The organism is Nitrospinota bacterium, assembly GCA_027619975.1.
GTDB lineage: Bacteria > Nitrospinota > Nitrospinia > Nitrospinales > VA-1 > JADFGI01.
The window spans coordinates 1-20566 of the sequence record JAQCGX010000012.1; the positions used below are offsets into that span (position 1 = coordinate 1).

Here is a 20566-nt window from a genome sequence, read left to right on the forward strand (position 1 = left end):
CGTGCCACCAATATAAGAAATCCTTGTACAGTGTTCGATTTCCTGTAATAAACTAATTTTTAGAGATGCCCTTTAGTAAAAAACTGCAGTCTCCCTCCTTGTATTTTAGAAATTGCCCGGCAAAGTGTTATACTGAGCCTTCCAATCACCTAAACACGAAATCATGGCAGACGCGAAAGACATCGACGACAGTCTCGAATTCCTGAGGTATTTTGAAAAATACACGCAAAATCCCGATCTCGGGGTACTGGTGCAAGAAAAATTGAGCCTGGATAAAAAATGCCTCGATCTTGGCCACAATAAATTGCGGGAGGAAGATTTTAAAGCATTGGCGGCAATCGAACCCCTGTGTCGGTTGGAATCCCTGAATCTGAACCAAACGGGTTTGACCTCTGCCGGATTAAAACATCTGGTGGGAGCAAAAATATTTTCCAACCTGAAAATTCTTTCCCTGGCCAACAACAACCTGGACGACGAAGGAATTTTCTACCTTTCCAAATCGGCCCATTTATCTAACCTTTCAGAGCTCAGCTTGAACAGCAACGAGATCGGTATGCTGGGCGCAAAAGTTTTGTTCTCCTCTCCAGTGGTTAGCGGATTAACAAAACTGGACCTGTCGCATAATCGCATCGAGCCACTGGGAATCAAGGCTATTTCCGAAGCGCCGCAAAAACTGCCCTGGCGCACCCTCAACCTCCGAGACACCTGCCTGGGAGACGATGGCTTGAAGCAAATCGCCAAACACGTTTGCCTGGAGGAACTGGAAACCCTGGACCTGTCGGACAACTCCATCACTTTCGCAGGACTGGAAGCTCTGGCCCGGTCCAATCCGTTTCCAAAAATCAAACGCCTGATTCTCAACAACAACCCTGTGGGCGACGACGGAATTTATGCACTCGCCCAGTCAGACGCTTTTTCGACACTGCAGGAATTGACGCTCCTCAATGCTTCCCTGACCACCGACAGCGCCATTTCCCTGGCCGAATCCAAAACCATGACCGGCCTGAAACTGTTGGACCTGAACAACAACGATGTTCGCGCAGAAGGGGTGAAGGCCCTGGCGCAATCGGCCAATATGAAGGGGTTGGAAACTCTGGATCTGGGTGAAAATAAACTTGGCCCGGAAGGGGCCACCGCCCTGGCGGAAAGTGAACATTTTTCCAACCTGAAACATCTGCGTCTCAATAACAACAGTATTATGGATAAGGGAGCGATTGCCCTGGCCGGTTCCAAAACTCTTGTCCGCCTGGAGGCGCTTTTTCTGGAAAACGAAAATTGGATTCATGCTCCGGGAACCCAGGCTATCGCAAAATCTCAATCCCTGTCCAGCCTGCGGAAGTTGGTGCTGACACTGAATGCGATCGGCGATGAAGGCGCCCAGGCCCTGGCAAATTCCAGGACTCTCGCCGGTCTCGTCAACCTCAACGTCGCCGGAAACAAACTCAGCCCCAGCGGCGACAATGCCCTCATTCATTCGACCACCCTGGTCAATCTGAAAACTCTGGAGATCGTTTGAACCTGCGCAAAGGATAGAAAATAAAATTAAGGCGCTGTAGAGGAATTTACCTTATCAAGGAAAGATTTATTTTTGCGCGCGGCCTTTAAGTTGTTATTGACCGTTTCCAGACTGCGGGCCATTCCCTCTTTTTCAAAAATTGCTTGCGCCTTTTCAAAATATTCAATGGCCTGATCATATTCTTCCTTGGAGCTTAGTGCCGCTCCCAGATTGTTCAAATCACGCGCCACCTGCGCGTGAACCGGTCCCAGCGTTTTTTTATTGATGCTAAGGGCTTTTTCAAAGTTCACGATGGCCTGATCAAAATCCCCCTTTGCTCTTAGGGCCGAGCCTAAATTATTCCACAAGGCCGCCAGATTGGGGTGGTCTGGCCCATGAACGGCCACATAACTCTTGGCCGCCTTTTGGTAATACTCGATGGCCTTTTCACCATCACCTTTTTTGCGCCATATTTCACCAATCTGGCTGAGTCCAAAACCCACTTCCGAATGATTGAAACCGTAATTTTTCTGGTTTCTCTCTAAAGCTTTTTCAAAGTAATCCAGTGCCTTGTCCAGCTCGCCTTTCGCCAGCCAGGCGGAACCGAGGTAATTCCAATTTTCCGCAAGATCCGAATGATCCTCCCCTAAATGCCTGATGGCTCCCTGCACCGCCTTTTCCCAGTTCGCGATAGCCTCATCATGATCCCCGTTTCGGAATCGAACCAGACCGAGATGAGTCCATATCTGAGTGACCAACGGATGATCCGGTCCTACGGATTCCAGAAAACTGTCCCGCGCCTTTTCGTAATACTCAATGGCCTGCTTGTTGTCCCCCCGTTTCCGAGCCTCATCGCCAAGGTTATTCCAGTGATCCGCTATTTTAGGATGCTTGGTTTCGAGGGCTCGCAATTGGTTGCCAGGGGTTTTCTGAAGATATTGCGAAGCCTGATCAAAGTCTCCTAAAATTAACAAATACAAACCGGTTTCTCTCATATGAGTTGAATTATTTGGGGACAGCCGAACAGCGCTTTTATAATTGTCAAGTGCATTGCCGGAATCGAAATTTAGCTCATGAAACTGCGCTTTGATAAAATGGTCCTGCGCCCTGGCCACCGGGTCTTCGCCAACTTTCTGTCGATATAGAAACGCCAACGCCTCGTCAATCTTTCCATCGTCAATGAACTTCAGGGCTTCGGCACGATTCGTTCCCATTAATTCAGTTTGCAGGCGGCGGATCACCTCTTCAATGCGAATGACTTCCGCATCGGCAACCTGCCGGACTCTGGGGTCGGGCTCTGAACCCAGCAGTTGCTGACGCACCCAAAGATAAAGCGGGTCGCCGCGTCCCCAGGGTCTCGCCATTTGCGGATGACTTTTCATGAAACCCTGAGCCGTATGAAAATTGGCAACCGCTGAATCCTTTTCAACAATTTTTCCAATGGTCATGATTGGTACCATTTCGAAGCCCGAAGCGTAGTCTCCTGTTTCGCCCATGCTTTTAGGCTCAAATCTCTTTTCCCACCGGTCATTCAATGTAACTAGAAATTTTCTCAAACCCAGAGGGTCACCGCGCACAGAATTCGGGCAATGATGGGAAACAAAGTTGAGTAACCTCCCCCCTGAATTCGGCGTAGCGAGCAGGATGATATTTCTCAAGGGGGTCATATGATCGAGATGATGGTGCTCGCTCAATATAAACTCCCGGACCACGCCGCCGCCCAGACTGTGCGCCACAAATGAAATAGATTCATAACGATTTTTTTCCAACAACTCGTTCACCGTTTTCCGCAATTGCCTGGCAATTTTTGGAATCTCCAGTGGAGCGTCACAGTGACTCTTATATCCAAACGACAAAACATCCATTCCTTTTAAGGAGGAGTCTTCAAAAAGGCCCTGAGGCCAATAAAACTCCCCTTCTCCGTTTGTCCGTGTCCAGGTTTTGACAGAATCGCCCTCCAGGCCGTGAACAAAAATCACCAGTTTATCGGCGCGGGAATTTTCAAAATGCAGGGAACTTCTCGACGGCCCGACGGAATGAGGCTGGGAGGTGGCACAACCGAGAGAAATTAAAAGAACTGCGATTATTAAAAACCGAATTCTTTGCCATGGAAACAGGCGGAATGGATGGAAGCGCATGTGAGTTCCCATTTAATTCTTTGGAATGAGGGATTATCAAAAATCATATCACATTTGATGGGAACAGCAAGATCACATTGTGGAATGCTTTTTGGGGAACGATCAACCCGCAAACTGTGGCGGCCTTAATCGGCGATGCTTCTCTTTTGGGCCAGCAAATTGAAGGTATTTTGCGTGCCCAGCAGGTGGGTGGCCAGAAATGCAGGCAATCCGTAACGACGCGAGCAGTACTTTTCTACATCAATGATTTGCAAGCCTTCGGATTGCAACACGTCTATCAACCCGTTGGGGTCGATGCCTCCAAAGCGGCGCTGGTAATCGGACAAATCATAAGCCTCTTCAAACAGCGGAATCCTGCGGGCTTTCATTTCAAACTGGTACGCCGTCTCGTCTAAACGAGCGATTCTTTTATGCAAAAGATATCGGAATGGGGATGTTATCTCCTGCTGGAGCGGCTCAAAAAAGACCCAGAACAATCCGCCCGGCGGCAACTTCCTGCAAACTTTGCGGACCAGTGACTGGTAATCGTAAAGATGATGCAGGAGGGCGGACATGACGACAGCGTCGTAGGTTTCCACATCGGTTTCGACAAACTCCTCCACCGCCATGACGGAAAGGGACGACCGGCTCATCGATGCGACAGGAATTTTCCCCTTCAAGCCTGCGACCATTTCCTTGGAAAGGTCGACCCCCGTCATGCGATACCCTTCGGCCAGCAGTTTGAGATAGAGGTATCCCGTACCACAACCCAGATCGAGGATGCGAGATTCCTCATTGCCCAATCGAGCGCATAACTGATGGATGGATTTTCTTAAGATTCCGGTTTGAAAAAAATTGGTCTGTTCCGGGTGGCGGGAGAGATAAGACTCTCCTTCCAGTGCATGGACGCGGCGGTTTTCGGCAAGGACTTTTTCCTGCAAGTCATGGTTTTTTGCCAGATCTGCGGTCATTACAAAATTATCCTGATTCAAGCGTCGGCGCCCGGTGCAATGGCGTAGAAAAATCGTTTTGTTGTTTTGCCGGTTTCACATTCGTTGCAGTTTTTGCAGGTATCGGGAAATTCTCCGGAAAGGTGCTGTTCACGCAACTGTTCAATGGCACGTCCGCGCCATAAATCGGTCACGCGATCCTGCCAGGCATTGCCGAGAGCAAGTTCTGCGTTGTAGTCGACACAACAGGGGATCACCGTCCCGTCCCAGAGCACCACCAGCTTGCCATAATCCTTGCCGAAGGGTTCCGGGCATACGTCCTTTCTCGGACTTTGAATGAGCTTGGGTTGCTGGCGCACATGGTCGACGATGGTTTCCCAATGGGCGACATATTCCTCGACATCCTGCTGGGTATCCTCCTCCACCGTAAAGACCACGCCCATGCCCAACTCCGGCCTTCGCGATTCTTTCCTCTCCTTGAGCCTGAGAATGTTTTTTTCGATTTTATCCAGATTGACGCCGCGAATTTTTTTGAAGGTTTCCGCCGACCCGTCGATGGAAAAACGAATGATGCTCAACGGGCTGTCCACGATGTTATCGATCATCTTGTCTGTCAGCAACGTCCCGTTGGTGTTCATGACGATGTGCCGAACCCCGGCTCGATGGGCGTAATCGAACATGCGGAAAATATCTTTGTGCAGGAGCGGTTCGCCCCAGTTGTGCATGCACAGGTGTTCCAGGTCGGGGGAATCGTCGATCACCTTTTTAAAAAGATCGAAACTCATAAACCCTTCGTCACGGTTCATCCCTTCGGTCACAAAACAAAACGTGCACCGCAGGTTGCAGGTGTTGGTCGGTTCGATGATCAGGGAGGTCAGATTTTTTATTTCCATCAGTCGATCACCTTTTCAACTATATAGTCCGGTCGGTTTTGAATCTGCATATGCACGCGCCCCAGGTATTCCCCGAGAAACCCGATGGAAAGAAGCTGCACGCCTGCGAAAAAAGCGAACACCGCAGAGAGGACGACAAACCCCTCAATCAAAACTCCCTGAACGATCCGTTGGTAAAGCAGAAACATCATGACCGCAAAACCCAGCATCGCACCGAACAGCCCCATATAGGTCACCACCCGCAGAGGAAAATTGGAATAGCCGGTGATGAGATCCCAGGTGAGTTGAATCAAGTTCAAAATGGAATATTTGGTTTGCCCTTTTTGGCGAATATGATGTTCCACCTGGATTTCCACCGAAGGCAGGCCCATCCAGCTCATCAGCACCGCCATATAACGGGACTGGTCGCGACAGGCCTCCACTTTTTCTATCACGCTACGGCGCATCGCGCGGAAAGAGCTGAGATTCAACTTGAATGCGCCGCCAAAGAGAAGCTGTCCAAACCAATGCAAATATCGGGACCCTAAGACCCTGAACAACCCATCCCGCCGTTTCTCAGGAACCGTGGTCACCAGATCCACATCAGCGGTGAAGGCATTGAGTAGTTTGGGGATCTCTTCCGGCGGGTGTTGTAAATCCGAGTCGAGTTGCACCAAGATGTCGCCGCGACAGAGACGAAACCCGGCAAGCACCGCCGCCTGCTGACCGAAGTTGCGTGTGAATTTCAACAACCTGAGAGCGTCATTCTGTTTTTTTAATTCCCGAAGCGCCGCAAACGAGCCGTCGGTACTGCCGTCATCGACAAAAATAATTTCATAGGATTTTCCAAGCCCCGAACAAACGGTTGTCAGGCGAGAAACCAACTCCGGCAAAATCAGCGCTTCGTTATAGACAGGAATCACAATAGATAGTTCCACAGGCTGACTATTATCCATTGCAGTTTGGCTGCGCCACAAAATCTTTTCCGCCTACCTTTTTAAAAGTCTCGACCCCCGATTGAACCCGGATCATCTCCGGCCCCACACTCCCTATGTATTCCGACTGGCAGCAACCGAGACAACCGGGGAAAATCTTTTCCTTTTTCAAAAGACTGCGGAAGGCCTTCGCCTTTTTTGAATGCCAGGGAATGTTCCCGCCCGCATCACTGATATTGCCCAATCGGACATGCGGACAACTGAACACATCGCCATAGGCGGTCACCGCGACCTTGGACCAGGGAATATAGCATCGGTAATCTTTATAGGAACTTTCATTGGAATAGTAGCGGACGATCTCCTCCGGGGTGATGTAGTTCGGGGAAAACCGGAGTTTGGTCCGGTAATCACGGCTCCGGCTCGTCAACTTTGCCAGTTGTTCTCTGAGAACCACCGGCGATATCTCACCCACCGGTTTTGGCGAAACCCGCAAATGCTGGTCCTGATCGTAATCTTTTGCGTGCCAATAAGTCGCTGGATTATCCACAACAAAATTGCAGACATTCACCCCCAGGCTGTTGGCGTAATCGTAAAGCGGGACCAGATCCATGACGTTGGACCGGTTGATGACGCAGGTCAGGTGTACCAAAGGGTAACGGCTATTCAATTCCGTGCGCCTTTTTATGAACCGCTCCAGCCCTTCCGTAGTTTTTCGAAAAGAACCGGCAACCGTGGTGATTTGGTCGTGCAGGGCTTCATGCCCTTCCAGAGAAACTCCGAGATAGAAAAATCCCGAGCCCCACAAACTCTTCAGCCGCATGTCCAGCAGTTGTTCCACCGTCTGCTCGGTGAGCAGCGTCCCGTTGGTGATGGCGTGCACCTTGTGCCCGGAGGAAGCGAAACGTAAAATATCCATGAAATCGGTTTTCATGAACGCCTCCCCGCCGGTGAAAGTGACCAGGGTTTGTCTGGGAAGCGAGGCGACCGCCTGTTTCACTTCTTCGGCAGACATTTCGTTTTTATATTTTTTTTTGGATTCAGTATCTTCGATGATGCCGAGATAGTGGCACATGTCACAGCGCAGGTTGCACCGGTAGGTCACTTCAAAAAAAGCCTGGAAGGGCGGAAAAGACGATTCCGGCCGCAGATAAAACGGAATGAAAGAATAAATCCTGGGGATTATTTTCTGAAGAAATTTAAAATCCAGCATAGCCACTTTTTTTAAAACTTTAGAAATCCCTTTTTAAGACGTCTCCGGTTGGCAATCGCCGTCATTGGGGTTCACTCCGGTTAAAATCGCCTGGCTCTGCGCACCCATATTGAACAACAGGTCGATCACCGAAAGATGGGGAACAAAACCGGGATACCGTTGCTTATAAACCGGGTGCTGATAGTTCTGCGTCTCCAGAGTAATTCCGTTTTGGCGGAATTCCTCTTCCGAAAGATAATTCATCGCCGCATCCCCGGTCAAATAATGCGTCGCATCCAACTTCCGGCAGATGGCCAGTATTTTTTCCCCCTTGACGGCTTCCATTTCCATTTCCGAAGCCCTCATAATAAGCGTCTTTATATTTAACGCCGCCTGCAAGATCTGCAAAGTTTCAAAGCAGAGATCCAGCAGAAAATCCCATTGTTTATTATATACCGACTCCAGAGCGGGAAAATATAAATCGAAAAAAGGTGCCTGACCGTAATTGGCGCGGATGGCTTCTTTGTGTTTGCGTCGCCAGGGAACGGAATTATCGATCCGGGTTTCTTTCAGCGATTGTTTGAACTGGCTCTTTTGCAGAACCGGAACGGTGAGCCAAGCCCACCCCTCCCGCGTGCGGATCTTATTACGGTTACGCCAATCCCGCCGGGTGAACTGCACATCGTCTAAAAAAACAAACGTGTCGGCGCGGATCATCTGATCGAAAAACCCCAGCCACGGCAAATAGGACGGTTGCAGAATACTCAAACGCATCGAGGATCAATAACCAAAAATGCGTTCGATCATTTTGCGCCCCAGAGTTCCTTCATCCACAGAAACTTGCTCCACCATTTACGGTTGCCGGTATAAAAATCAACCGTGCGCTTGAGCCCTTCACCCAAAGATATTTTCGTCTCCCAGTCGAGCAGGCGTTTGGCTTTATCCGTACTGGAAATATGTCTGGAAACCTGTCCGGGGCGGTCGGTGACGTATTCAATCTGACTCTCCGGAACATCCAGAATATTCAGAATTTTTCTGGCGATCTCGTTGATGGACGTATCGATGCCGGTGCCCAGATTGATGGTTTCTCCAATTACCTTTTCCCTGTCCGCATGCAGGATGCGGGTCAAGGCCTCACAGGTATCTTCCACAAAGATCCAGTCACGGGTGCTTTCTCCCGATCCGTGCAGGGTCAACGGCTGTCCTTCGAGAGCGCTGACAATAAAGTTGGGGATCGCCTTTTCCAGATGCTGGCACGGGCCGTAGTTGTTGAACGGGCGCACGATGACCGCCGGAATATTATAAGTTTGCATATAAGAATAGACCAGCCGGTCGGCTCCCGCCTTGGCCGCCGCGTAAGGGCTCATCGGGTTGAGCGGATGCTCCTCATCCATCGGGCTGGCAACCGAAGTCCCGTAAACTTCCGAAGATGAAATGTGAACGAACAACTCCACAGGATGATTGACGATGGCATTTGCTAATACTTGTGTGCCGATGACATCGGTCTCAAAAAACAGGGAATTGTCGTAGATCGATCGGGTCACATGCGATTCCGCCGCGAAATGCACGACCATATCGCTTTTGGCGACCAGGGAATTGACGATATCCGGGTGGGTGACGTTGCCGTGATAAAACTGAAAATGGCCGTTTCCTTTGATGCCTTCGGCAATGCTGTCCAGATTACCGGCGTAGGTCAAGGCATCCAGCAGAAGGATTTTATAACCGGGATAATGCTTGTGCAGGTAGTTGATGAAGTTACTGCCGATAAACCCTGCGCCGCCGGTTACCAGGATAGTTTTTTCTCGGTCACTCATGATCGCTCGCGGGTAAGAGGAAAATCGACATAATCTACCATAACTCCTTAACGGAATTAGTGGAGTGGGCCATTAGCCCAGCGTGACGCTGGACCCAATATTAACGTGCTATGGATTTGGAGTTTTGACAAAAGTTTCTTTTTGAGATGCATATTAGTTTATCTATGCCATCGGTGGTTTTAATCACCCCTCCCAACCTCTTTTTAGCATTTATTCCCTTCCTTGCAAGGGAGGGGTTAGGGGAGGTCATATCATCCTGACCAGTTCCTTAACGCTTTTTTCGATGCCCTCGGCCACCTCCGAAATGCTCTGCCCCAGCATATAAGCGGGAGTCGATACGATTTTGTTTTCCTTATCCACCACAATATCCTGAACCGCGCAATCCTGATGATGACTGCCCATTTTCTCGATTTTTTCTGAGATGTCACGGTCGTTGCCGATGGTGAGGGTGGGATGCTGGGATTCTCCCTCGTAAATTTTCGCGAACAGGGCCGGAGCGATGCAGGCCACCCCTTGCGGCTTTTGCTTTTGGGCAAATTCTTTAACGAGGCGCATCACTTCCGGGTGCACATCGCAGTTTTCCCCTTTCACAGCGAAATTGCACAGGTTTTTAGCGGCGCCAAAGCCGCCGGGGAAAAACAACGCATCGATATCGTCCGCTTTCACCGTGGCGATGTCCACAATGTTGCCGCGGACAATGCGGGCCGCCTCCACCAGCACGTTTCGCGTTTCACCTTGCATTTCTTCACCGGTCAGGTGGTTGATCACATGCATCTGATCCACATCGGGAGCCATGCAGACAGCCTCCGCCCCCGCCCGGTCAATCGCCAGAAGGGTGATGACCGCCTCATGAATTTCAGCGCCATCGTAAACACCGCACCCAGACAACACCACGCCTATTTTCTTTTTCATAACATGCCCCCTGCCAATGAATTAACTTGTGGATTTTGTGGATGATTTTATCACAAAACTCCCGTGTCGGCGGGCTCTTCTCTCAGCCTTTAAAATGATTGGTGATCGGCAGTCGCCGGTCCTTGCCAAAAGCCTTGGGCGTGATCTTGATGCCAGGAGGCCCCTGCCGGCGTTTGTATTCATTCATGTCCACCATCCTCACGATCCGTTGCACCTCCTGGGATGAAAGCCCAAGCCCGAGCAATTCTTTCATGGACCGATCCTCTTCAATATAACGCGCCAATACCTTGTCCAGCAGAGGGTAAGGCGGCAGAGAGTCCGTGTCCTTCTGGTCGGGGCGCAATTCGGCTGTGGGTTCGCGGATGAGAATATTTTCCGGAATCACTAATTTTTGATCGCGCCTGTTGACCCACCGCCCCAGTTCATAAACCCAGGTTTTAGGCACGTCTTTTAAAATCGCAAAGCCCCCGGCCATATCTCCGTACAGGGTGCAATAGCCGACGCTGATTTCACTTTTATTGCCCGTGGTCAGCACCAGCCAGCCAAACTTGTTCGACAGGGCCATCAACAAATTTCCGCGAATCCGGGCCTGAATATTCTCCTCGGTGCTATCCGCCGATGCGCCCTGAAACACATCCGCCAAAATACGCTCATAAGCCTCCATCGCGGCTTCAATGGGTAACGTTAGCGTCTCGATATTCAGGTTCGCCGCCAGTTCCAGGGAATCGTTCACGCTCTCTTTGGATGTGTAGGGTGAGGACATCAAAACCCCCACGACATTTTCCGCCCCCAGCGCGTCTTTGGCAATCACCGCAGTCATGGCGGAATCCACCCCGCCGCTCAAACCGATGACCACTTTTTTGAATCCGTTCTTCGTTATGTAATCGCGGGTTCCGAGAACCAGGGCCTCGTACACTTCCTCTATTTCCTCCCGCCGCCTGAACTCCCGCGCAGGCAACGTTTTTTTGCAATGGCCCGGCTTATCCTTGAGAGCCGCCCGGTAAGTTTTTATGCCCGCAGGTTTCGCCTTGTTGCCCTTTTTCGTGCGACTTTTGGGTTGCACTTCCAAGTCAACGACCATCATCTCTTCCACGAATGAATTTCCGTGAGCGATCAATTTTCCCGATGGGCCGATCACCAGGCTTTGGCCGTCGAAAACCAGCTCATCCTGCCCCCCCACCAGATTCGCATAAACGACGAACGACTTATATTGTCGAGCGCGGGAGCGGATCATTTCCTCCCGGTACTGGCCTTTGCCCTTGTGGTAGGGGGACGATGAAATATTGAGCAGAACATCGACATTGCCTTCTCCGCACAGCCTTTTTCCCGGCCCGTCGGCGAACCAGATGTCCTCGCACACCGTCACCCCCAGCGTCACGCCTTTTTGCGTGAAGCGCACCAACCCCTCGCCTTCGTGAAAATAACGTTTCTCGTCAAAGACGCCATAATTAGGAAGACGGGTCTTGCGATAACTGCCCAGCAGTTTGCCGTCGGAAATCAGGGCGGCGGCATTATAGAGTTTGCCGCCGACAGGTTCGACGTAGCCAATGACGGCGGTGATGCCCTTAGTGTGAGGAATGAGCTTTTGCAGGGTGGCGAGGTTTTTCTGGACAAACCCTTCCTTGTGCAGAAGGTCTTCCGGCGGATACCCGGTCAGAATCAACTCGGGAAACAGGACGACATCAGCATCCATTTTGCGGGCCTGCTTGATCCCGGCCTTTACCTTGTCGGCGTTGGTCTTGAAATCCCCGACAATGGCATTGATTTGCGCGGTCGCCACCCTGAGGAGGATCGGCGAAGTTGAAGAGACGGATTTTTTTTGTTTGCTTGGTTTTTTTGCTTGCAATGTTCGGGACCCAAAATACGAAGTTCGATGCTCTGAAACCCTTAAGATTCAAATATAGAGCCCCATTTCATGGTTTTATTTGGGACGACTGCCGAGATTATACTACAATGGGGTAAACATCCATTCTCTTGAATTCACCTGCCGATTTATTGGCCGGATTAATTTTTCAGACTCATTAAAAATATTATGGAAAACACCGTAGAAGCCAGCATCAAACATTCGATCACCAAAAACGGCTTTCCGGAGAAAATCGTTCGACTGCCGTTCAAGCCGGTCTATCAGAGTTGCAAGACCCATGAAGCTTCCCTGACCACGGTTCTTAAGAATTTGGAACAGGAAAAAATTTTCGGGAAAATTGCAGGCGACCACATCGAATTCCGCTCTCCCGAAACCTTGCACATCCAGACTGAAAAACCAGTGGAAGACAACCCGATGGATCTTTCCGGCCTGTCGGGGGGCGCCCAGGGCGATCTCATGACCGCCGCCAGAAATTATATGGAAAATATGACGCCGGAACAAAAAGAAGAACTCCAGAAAAAAGTCGATGCCATGAGCGACGAAGAAAAAATGAACATCATGAAATTGATGTCCGAGCAGATCAACCCCCAATCTCCCTGAACCTGAAATTTAAAACCCACTCATGCTGATTTTCGCCAAAGACATTTCCAATAGAGATCATAAACATTCCAGGGAGCCGCAGGACCCTGAACTCAAGGCTTATATGGAGTACCAGCGCAAGCTGTTTCCCTACACCATCGTCCGCGCCGGGATCGATCTGGCTTACAAGGAGCTGGACGACATTCTGGCCTACATCGATAACGACTGCCAACCGCCGCCGGATTCTTCGCGCAAGGAATACCCCGCCGATACTCAACTGTGGTATCGCGCCCGGTTTCCCTGGGCGTCATCATTTTTAAAAATGGAAGACATGCATTTCGCCCTGGTCACGATGGTCAAGGCCATGGATTCGTTCCGCACTGAGGAAATCCCCAACGCCTACCATATGGCGATTCTTTATGATGCGGTGCATAACATCGTGACCGTCTACAACTCCCTATTGCAGGAAAACCCCAGTCAGGCGCGGGACATTCATCTGAGCAGTGACGTTCCAGTCAGCTTCGATGATTTTGTCAACAACTACTGGCCGCATCTGGATTTCATGATCCTGTCGCAACCGGACTTCCCGCACGCCGCTCACATGCAGCGCAACCGGGAAATTGAAGAGGAAATCAAAGACCTGATGGCCGACGGCATTGAGCCGCTGAAAGCGTTGGAACAAACAGCCGGGAAGTTTGATTTGCAATACACCACTCTGGCGTTGCTGAGTCGGGACACGGTAAAAACAGAATATCTGGACTTAAAGTCGGAGTTGCAACGCCAGGAGACTTACGCGGGGTTGTATAAAGATTCGGACGGAAAAGTTACAGTGATCGATGCGTCCTATCAGGGAAATTGTGAGCTGGCGAAAAAGACCAGCGGACCACTGGCATCAACCAGCATGACGCCGGACTCAACACTGACTTCCGGGCGTCCTTTATCGGACCCGGAGTGACAAAGCAAATACAGGCCTGTTGACGAAAAAAAGATTTATGGTTATCTCTAAAAATTAGTTATTTATCGGTGGCACGGGCTTTCCAGCCCGTGTGGACAGGCTGGAAAGGCGGAATTAAATTCCGCACTTCCGTATAACCTTTAAGGGCAGGTCGCCTGTCCTACTAAAAAAAAGCCGCCTCCTTAGATACCCTTATTTGAAAAAATTCCCGAACTGAGAACCCAACCAGCTGCTGGTTTGTTTTTGGCCTCGTTTCTGCTTTTGCCTTGGCTTTTGAACTATTGGGAGCGCCGCCGTATCGCCGACAGATTTCACCCGCGCATTTTTAAGCCGGGGTCGGGCCTTCCTCTTCCCAGCCTTTCTTTTTTTACTTCTCTCTTGCTTTAACTTGGCCTCTTCTCGCAACGATTCCCTGGAGGGTCGTTTGACCTGTTCGGTATTGGATGTTCCCAGCGGACCCCAGAAACTGGCAAACCCTCGCAAACCGGCATGCGCTCGACGCGACCCCTTGGCGACCTTGATGAGTGCAAAATTTTCATCGAACACATTGGTCACAAACGGTCCCGATTCGGGGCCGGACAACATTTGCGCCACCGTATTGCCCTTAGTGGGTGAGGGTTGATTGCCAAAGAAATAATTGTCCTTCAGAGTATTGGTGATGTTCACCGTTCTCTCGGTGGAAACCTCCGAGAGGGTTTTCCCAAATTCCGGCAGAAACAAACTTCCCGAATCCCGGTTAGTGAACGTCTTGGTCCCGTTGGCCGCAATGGCGTTGGTTTCCCCCGTCAAGGCTCCAAGAAAGGAAACGTTGATGTCTCCCGTTCCCGAATGGTTGATATTGACAATGTTCAGGCTGTCGGTTTCAAAGATATTGATTTCACCCAATCCGGTGTTGTTGATATCCACCGATGCGACTTTGGTTTCGATAGCGTTTGCGGTCGCTCCAAAGCCGGTGACGCTGTTAACCACGAGTCCGCCACTCGCCGCATCGATGTCCAGGTCTCCTGTCAAATCACCATCGAAAATTCCTCCTCCCGCACTGAGCGTGACCGCCGATGCCGATGCGCTTGATGTGAAGAGGCCGCCGGTGAGCGTGATGTCATTGCCTGCCGTCATGGTAATCGGTCCGCCAACGGTTTGATTTCCACTGACGATCAGCCCGTTGCCCCCGGCCACATTGACCGTCAACGTGCCGCCAATTGTGGAGCTTGCCAGAGTTAGCGCGTCATTGGTCACCACCGTTGCGTTGGCACCGGCATTCAAACTCACCGGCCCTCCGAAGGTGGATGCATTTGCAAACGTCACGTTAGACGTGGATTTCGTTGCGTTGAGCATCGTGGTGCCGGTGATTTTGGCGCTGTTCAACGCCGTGATGCCATCTACTGTTATATCGCCATTGGTCGCGTCGCCGACCACCAGATTGCCGGCTGTGATTTTCTGCAATTCTCCTCCATCAACAGTCAACCCTCCGGCGGTGGCTCCCAGCCCAATGGTGCCGTCGTTGGAGGCAAGCAAGGTCGTCGTACCTGTGCCGCTGTCGAGTGACCCGGTAAGAATCATGTCCTTACCTTTTATTGATAGAGCGTTGTTGCCCGTTGAAAGATTTCCAGAAACGGTCACATCGTCATCCGCATTAACCGTTAATGCATTAAACGTAGAATTGTTATTGAAGGTGGCTTTGGAACCGGTCTTGGTCGCGTTCAACGTCGTCGTTCCAGTGATGTTGGTGGCGGTAACTCCGTCCACGGTGATACTGCCGTTGGTGTTGTCACCGACAGTTAGGTTCCCCGCCGTGATCCTGCCAAGCTCACCGTCGTCGATGGAGAACGCACCTGCCCCGGCCCCCAACCCAATCGTACCGCCGTTGGAGGCAAGCAAGGTCGTCGTGCCTGTGCCGCTGTCGAGTGACCCGGTAAGAACGATATCGCCGCCGGTGATGGACAACGAATTGTTACCCGTCGAAACGGTCTTGCCAGTAGCGACTGTGAAATCTCCTGTTCCATCGTCATTGGAATCCGCATCAAAGGTTGCCGCTCCGGCGGAGGTAAAATTATTGTTCAAGCTGATGCCGGTCTCGGAACTCACCGCCACCGCGCCCTGGGCGGTGATGTCGCCCAAGGTCGTTGCCAGACTCAGTATGCCGCCGGAAGAAATATTGACGCCATTGGCCAGCGTGATTCCCGTTCCCGCAGTCAAACTCGCACTACCTGTGGAGTTCAGACTGCTGTTTAAAGTTAGACCGCCAGCAGTTGCGGTCAGAGTCGTTGCTCCTGTCCCGGTGATGCCGCCTGTTCCTCCATTCAACACCATGTTGCCCGTGTCCGCCGTCACCGTCGCATTGGCGGCAATGCCGTTTCCGGCGTTCACCGTCAGCGCATTAAACGTCGAGGCGTTGTTCGCAAAGGTCACTTTGGACGAAGATTTCGTCGCGTTCAGGGTTGTTGTCCCGGCGATGTTGTTGCTGTTGGCCGGCGTGACGTTGTCCACGGTGATATCACCATTGGTCGCATCGCCGACTACCAGATTACCTGCTGTGATCCTGCCAAGTTCAGCATCGCTGATAGAAAACGTACCTGTCCCGGCTCCCAACCCAATCGTGGTTCCGGCTTTTGAAGCCAGCAGTGTGGTCGTGCCCGTGCCGCTGTTTAGCGACCCGGTAAGGACGATATCGCCGCCGGTGATGGATAAAGAATTATTGCCCGTCGCTACCTTCTTGCCGGTCGCCACCGTGAAACTGCCCGTGCCGTCGTCATTGGAATCCGCATCGAACGTCGCCGCTCCGGCGGAGGTGAAATCGCTGTTTACCGTGATGCCGCTGGCGGAACTGACCGTCACCATACCCAGAGCATTGATAATACCCGAGGTCGTCGCCAGACTCAGCGTTCCACCGGACGAAACACTGATGCCATTAGCCAGAGTGATTCCCGTTCCCGCACTCAAGCTCGCATTGCCCGATGCGCTTAAATCAGCGTTTAGAGTGATCCCACTTGCCGCGTTCACATTCAGAGTTTTAAATGACGAACCGCTGTTGGCGAACGTCACCGAAGATCCTGCCTTCGTTCCATTCAACGTCACCGCTTCGGCAATGTTATTGCTGTTGGCCGCTGTGATGCCGTCCACGGTGATATTGCCGTTCGTACCGTCACCGATGACCAGATTCTTCGCCGTGATGGCTTGCAGTTCCGTGCCACTGATTGAGAACGTGCCACCCGTGGCCCCAAGACCAATGGTGCCGCCTGTGGAGGAGAGTACTGTGGTTGTGCCATTGACACTGCTCAGAGTGCCATTGAGAATCAGGTCCTGGCCCTTGAGGGTGATACTTCCCTCGCTGGATTCCAACGACCCAAGAGTCAGGTTGCCTCCGGTCGCGGTCAAATTGATGGCCCGGTTGGATCGAATTTTATCGTTGGTGTCGAGAAAGGTGATTCCTCCAATACCCGCTGTCATGGTGAGGGAACCACTGATGTTCAGATTGAGAACGTTGTCCGACAGGTTGTTCATCGTGATGGAGTTATCGGCCAGCAATTCGATATTGGTGTTGCCGGAGAGCGCTTCTAAAGTTTCTTCAAATACGATAGATGTTGTGATCGCCCCACTCGCTCCCCCCGAACCGTTTTTGATGGTTATATCGGTCGGGTCAAGGAGCAGGGTTCCCATCAAGCCATTTGCCGCCGAGGTGTCCGCCCAGCCGTCGAAAAATAATTCCTCTTTTCCCGATACCTCGATAAAGCCGCCGTTGCCCCGTTGTCTACCGCCGCGCGCATAGACCGAGCCGAAAAAGCGCATGCGCCGATCCGCCCAGAAGATACTGCGCCCCCCATCCCCTGACCAGAGCGCATCGTTAAATATAGAAACCCCGCGATCGACAAATACTTCCGATGCGGTGGGGGAATTGCCCTGCCCTTGATAATCGCCGCCCACCAACACCGTACCGCCGCCGCTGTATCCAGAAGCATCCAAAAGTGCGCTGCCAAATAACCCAATACTCTCACCAAACATATGAATCGTACCGCCGGTTTCCCCTTCATTCCTGCCAGATGCGTCCAGCGTTCCTGAAACATCGACCGCCCCCTCATCCCCGCCCCTAAGAATGATGGTGCCATTTTGGTCCTCTATGGTTCGGGCCTGGATGATTCCCGACATGTTGATCACCTGATCGACCACATCGCGGGCGGCATTGACATCCAACCGCACCCTGCCGCCATCGGCATAAATCGCGCCGCTGTTGGAAACTAAAGAAGATAAAACTTCCCCGTCTAAACCAGTAACCTGCTGAGTGATCTGGCTGTTCAGCCCCAGGTTGATCAGTTGATCGCCGTACAAATCCAGGGTGAAAGTATTTCCAGAAGCCAGGCTCACTCTTCCAAGACGCGCTTCGATAACGCCTTCGTTGAGCACGCCAGGGGCCACCAGTGCCACCAACCCACCCTGGGAGGCGGTGATCCGGCCCCGGTTGACGATAATGCCGCCCCGGTCCGATGGAATATTGAAATTTTAATTGCCGGCCATGAAATTTTCGTTGGTGATGTTACTGGTCGTGGCCACCAGCCCGTGCACGTCGATTCTCGACCCGGCGCCGAACAAAATGCCGTTCGGGTTGATCAGCATGAGATTGCCGTTTGAGGTCAGACTGCCGAAAATATCTGACCGCTCACTGCCAGTCACCCGGTTCAGGGTCACTCCGCTGGACGAGGGCAGTTGAAACTCGACCTGTTCGTTAGCACCTATTCCGAACGTGCGCCAGTCGATGATGGCTTTATCCGTTGACTGCTGAATGACCAGCGTATCTGGAGAAGGTTGATTGATAGCAGCTGACCCCGCCTGAACCGTGGGGTCTGAGGGCAGGGCATAGAGCATCGAAGGAAAAATTCCCAGCAAATATGTCATGAACGAGACCAGGAAGATCAGCACGTTGCCGGGCTTGCGTGGCGTCCCGAACACCAGACGGGAACGCCGGGGGGGAGGCCTGGGGCTGGTTTTTCCAGACGGTTTGAAAAGGTCCGGAAAGATCAGCTGGCTGTTTTTAAAAGTATTCATATAATTAACTCAATACCTTGCCGACAGACTGAAAAATACACGGGGGTCCTTGTTCCCCTCCGAGGCCACTTCACGGCCCAGGGGCTTGGCGACCTCCAGATAACCCGAAAGATATTCGTTTAAGTTGAACCGCGTGCCGATCCCTGTGGAGGTCAGATCCTGTTGCCGTGCCCCAGTAGACGTTGGAATCCGACTCCAGACGGCCCCATGGTCAATGAAAGCGTACGCTTGCAGATTGCGCAGAAATTTCATTTTCAACTGGAACGCCCGTTGCAGTTCCAGCTTGAAGGCCACTCCTTGATCCCCGGTGATTTCTGAAGGATCGAACGCCCTGCCAAAACCGGGACCACCGACGCCGAATTCTTCTGAGGCCAGAAGTTTTTCAAAGGCATATTGCCCTGTGGCGGAAAATAACAGCATCCATGCCGGAGCTAATTGCTGCAGACGTTGAATTTTTCCGGTAATTTTGGTGAAATCGCTTTTTCCCTGCGGACGAGACAGGTTGAGAGAACCGGGTTCAGTGGCATCCAGTAGATTCAACCCCTGGCTGATATCGAAACTGAACAGATTCACGCCGCGAAATCGATCGGCGTAATCGTAGACCGCTCCCAGTTGGACAACTCGCAGACGGTCCTCAGAATCCAAAGTGCCTAAAATATCTGTTTTGGTATTCCTATGGGTGTAGCTGAAGTGACCCCGTAAATTCTCGCCACGCGAACGAATGAAGGGATGCGTCAACCCTGTTGAAAAGGTAAAGGTCTCGCCTTCGACATCGAAAACTTCCAGACTCGAACCGGGCTGGGAGTTGCTGAAAGAGCCGGACAGATTGAACATGGTTCCCTCGTTGGTCACGGGAACTTCGTAAAACCCATTGATATAAAATAACTCACCCGGATCGCTAGTCGTCACACCCTGAACCCCAAGGCGTTCGTACCCTCCCATGAGAGAATTTTCAGATGCGCCCGCAAACAATTGAAAGGGACCGTTGAATTTTGTGCCGCGGTTATCCACACCGGCATGGACATCCACCGGCTTGTTTTCAACGATGAGGGTGAGATCGGATGTTCCCGGCTTGTCTTTAGAGGGTGTTAAAACGGATTTTACCGAGACTCCCGGCAAATCATCGATCAACAACAAATAGCGTTCCAGGTCTTTGGCGTGCAGAGGACGCGAGTTCAACAGGCGTTTGCGGTAGGCGTTCAACAGTGATTTCGGGCCCTTCACCTGGCCCTGCACCCACACGTTATCGATGCTCCCCTCCATGATATCCACCCGCACAATGCCGTCATCTATCTTCTGCGCCGGCACAATCGCCTTGCTCAAAATATAGCCGTCATTGCGATACTTCTTGGTGATCGCATCTGCAATGCGGTAGATATGCGCAAGTGTGGTCTGCTTTCCCAAAAACTGGCGATACAGAGGCAAAAACTGGCGATTCTTGTATACGGTAGAACCCCGAATCTGCAAATGTTTCAATTCAAATTTGACCTTTTCCAGTTCCTTTGGGAAAAGCGGGGCCAGTGTATCGGGTTCCACCTGTATCACCGTGGACTGAGGTTGCTCCTGTTTTTCCTGACTTTTTATGAACCGGTCCGGGGCCGCCTGTTTGAACACCCGATCCCGTCCTTCGGGACTGATCTGGGCGTTCGCGTCCATTGCAGACAAAAAAATCCCGACCACGGCGAGAAGAACCACAAAATTAATTTTCAAAAATCTCACTCGGCCTCTTTTTTTCTTTCAATCACTTTTCAATTTCTTATCGGACCCGATTATTCATTGCCAAACGCATTGTCTGCCCTGTTCGCCAAAGAAAATTTGCGGCAATACTCTCAATAGACAAGACATAA

At 51.4% G+C, this 20566-nt stretch carries 15 protein-coding genes; 3 read left to right on the top strand and 12 right to left on the bottom strand.

Going from position 1 to position 20566, the window contains the following annotated elements; all coding sequences use genetic code 11:
- The first annotated feature begins 163 nt into the window (after nt 1-163).
- Nucleotides 164-1516, top strand: a complete 1353-nt coding sequence (locus O3C58_05905; protein MDA0691395.1) for a hypothetical protein — start codon at nt 164-166, stop codon at nt 1514-1516.
- Nucleotides 1517-1542: 26 nt separating this feature from the next.
- On the opposite strand, the gene O3C58_05910 is transcribed toward O3C58_05905, so the two are convergent.
- The 9 genes from O3C58_05910 to O3C58_05950 form a co-directional block, all read right to left on the bottom strand.
- Nucleotides 1543-3645, bottom strand: a complete 2103-nt coding sequence (locus tag O3C58_05910) for a tetratricopeptide repeat protein (protein ID MDA0691396.1) — start codon at nt 3643-3645, stop codon at nt 1543-1545.
- A 113-nt stretch (nt 3646-3758) separates the two neighbouring features.
- The gene (locus O3C58_05915) at nt 3759-4583 is read right to left on the bottom strand and encodes a class I SAM-dependent methyltransferase (protein MDA0691397.1); all 825 of its coding nucleotides are present in this window, start codon (nt 4581-4583) and stop codon (nt 3759-3761) included.
- 17 nt (nt 4584-4600) lie between these two features.
- Entirely contained in the window at nt 4601-5455 is an 855-nt protein-coding gene (locus O3C58_05920) for a radical SAM/SPASM domain-containing protein (GenBank protein MDA0691398.1), read from the bottom strand.
- Nucleotides 5455-6372, bottom strand: coding sequence for a glycosyltransferase family 2 protein (locus O3C58_05925; GenBank protein MDA0691399.1), 918 nt, complete (start codon nt 6370-6372; stop codon nt 5455-5457). Before O3C58_05925 ends, O3C58_05920 begins: the two co-directional genes overlap by 1 nt.
- A 10-nt stretch (nt 6373-6382) precedes the next feature.
- The gene (locus O3C58_05930; GenBank protein MDA0691400.1) at nt 6383-7579 is read right to left on the bottom strand and encodes a radical SAM protein; all 1197 of its coding nucleotides are present in this window, start codon (nt 7577-7579) and stop codon (nt 6383-6385) included.
- A gap of 33 nt (nt 7580-7612) precedes the next feature.
- Nucleotides 7613-8332 (bottom strand): WbqC family protein, encoded by a 720-nt coding sequence (locus O3C58_05935; GenBank protein ID MDA0691401.1) that lies wholly within the window; start codon nt 8330-8332, stop codon nt 7613-7615.
- A 29-nt stretch (nt 8333-8361) separates the two neighbouring features.
- On the bottom strand, nt 8362-9372 hold the full coding sequence (locus tag O3C58_05940; protein MDA0691402.1) for a GDP-mannose 4,6-dehydratase: 1011 nt from the start codon (nt 9370-9372) through the stop codon (nt 8362-8364).
- Nucleotides 9373-9618: 246 nt separating this feature from the next.
- Nucleotides 9619-10284: an isoprenoid biosynthesis glyoxalase ElbB gene (gene elbB / locus O3C58_05945; protein ID MDA0691403.1), complete on the bottom strand. Its 666-nt coding sequence runs from the start codon at nt 10282-10284 to the stop codon at nt 9619-9621.
- Nucleotides 10285-10366: 82 nt separating this feature from the next.
- Nucleotides 10367-12130 carry an NAD+ synthase gene (locus O3C58_05950; protein MDA0691404.1) on the bottom strand — a complete coding sequence of 588 codons (1764 nt, stop codon included), beginning with the start codon at nt 12128-12130 and terminating at the stop codon, nt 10367-10369.
- A 186-nt stretch (nt 12131-12316) separates the two neighbouring features.
- Between O3C58_05950 and O3C58_05955 the strand changes: the two genes are divergently transcribed.
- Nucleotides 12317-12748 (top strand): hypothetical protein, encoded by a 432-nt coding sequence (locus O3C58_05955; protein ID MDA0691405.1) that lies wholly within the window; start codon nt 12317-12319, stop codon nt 12746-12748.
- Nucleotides 12749-12770: 22 nt separating this feature from the next.
- Nucleotides 12771-13682, top strand: coding sequence for a hypothetical protein (locus tag O3C58_05960; GenBank protein MDA0691406.1), 912 nt, complete (start codon nt 12771-12773; stop codon nt 13680-13682).
- 192 nt (nt 13683-13874) lie between these two features.
- Here the strand turns inward: O3C58_05960 and O3C58_05965 are convergent, their stop codons facing one another.
- The 3 genes from O3C58_05965 to O3C58_05975 all read right to left on the bottom strand — a co-directional run bounded on the left by O3C58_05965 (nt 13875) and on the right by O3C58_05975 (nt 20429).
- Nucleotides 13875-18101, bottom strand: coding sequence for a hypothetical protein (locus O3C58_05965; protein ID MDA0691407.1), 4227 nt, complete (start codon nt 18099-18101; stop codon nt 13875-13877).
- A gap of 75 nt (nt 18102-18176) precedes the next feature.
- Nucleotides 18177-18719, bottom strand: a complete 543-nt coding sequence (locus tag O3C58_05970; GenBank protein ID MDA0691408.1) for a filamentous hemagglutinin N-terminal domain-containing protein — start codon at nt 18717-18719, stop codon at nt 18177-18179.
- A 9-nt stretch (nt 18720-18728) separates the two neighbouring features.
- Nucleotides 18729-20429, bottom strand: a complete 1701-nt coding sequence (locus O3C58_05975) for a ShlB/FhaC/HecB family hemolysin secretion/activation protein (GenBank protein ID MDA0691409.1) — start codon at nt 20427-20429, stop codon at nt 18729-18731.
- Nucleotides 20430-20566: the final 137 nt, after the last annotated feature.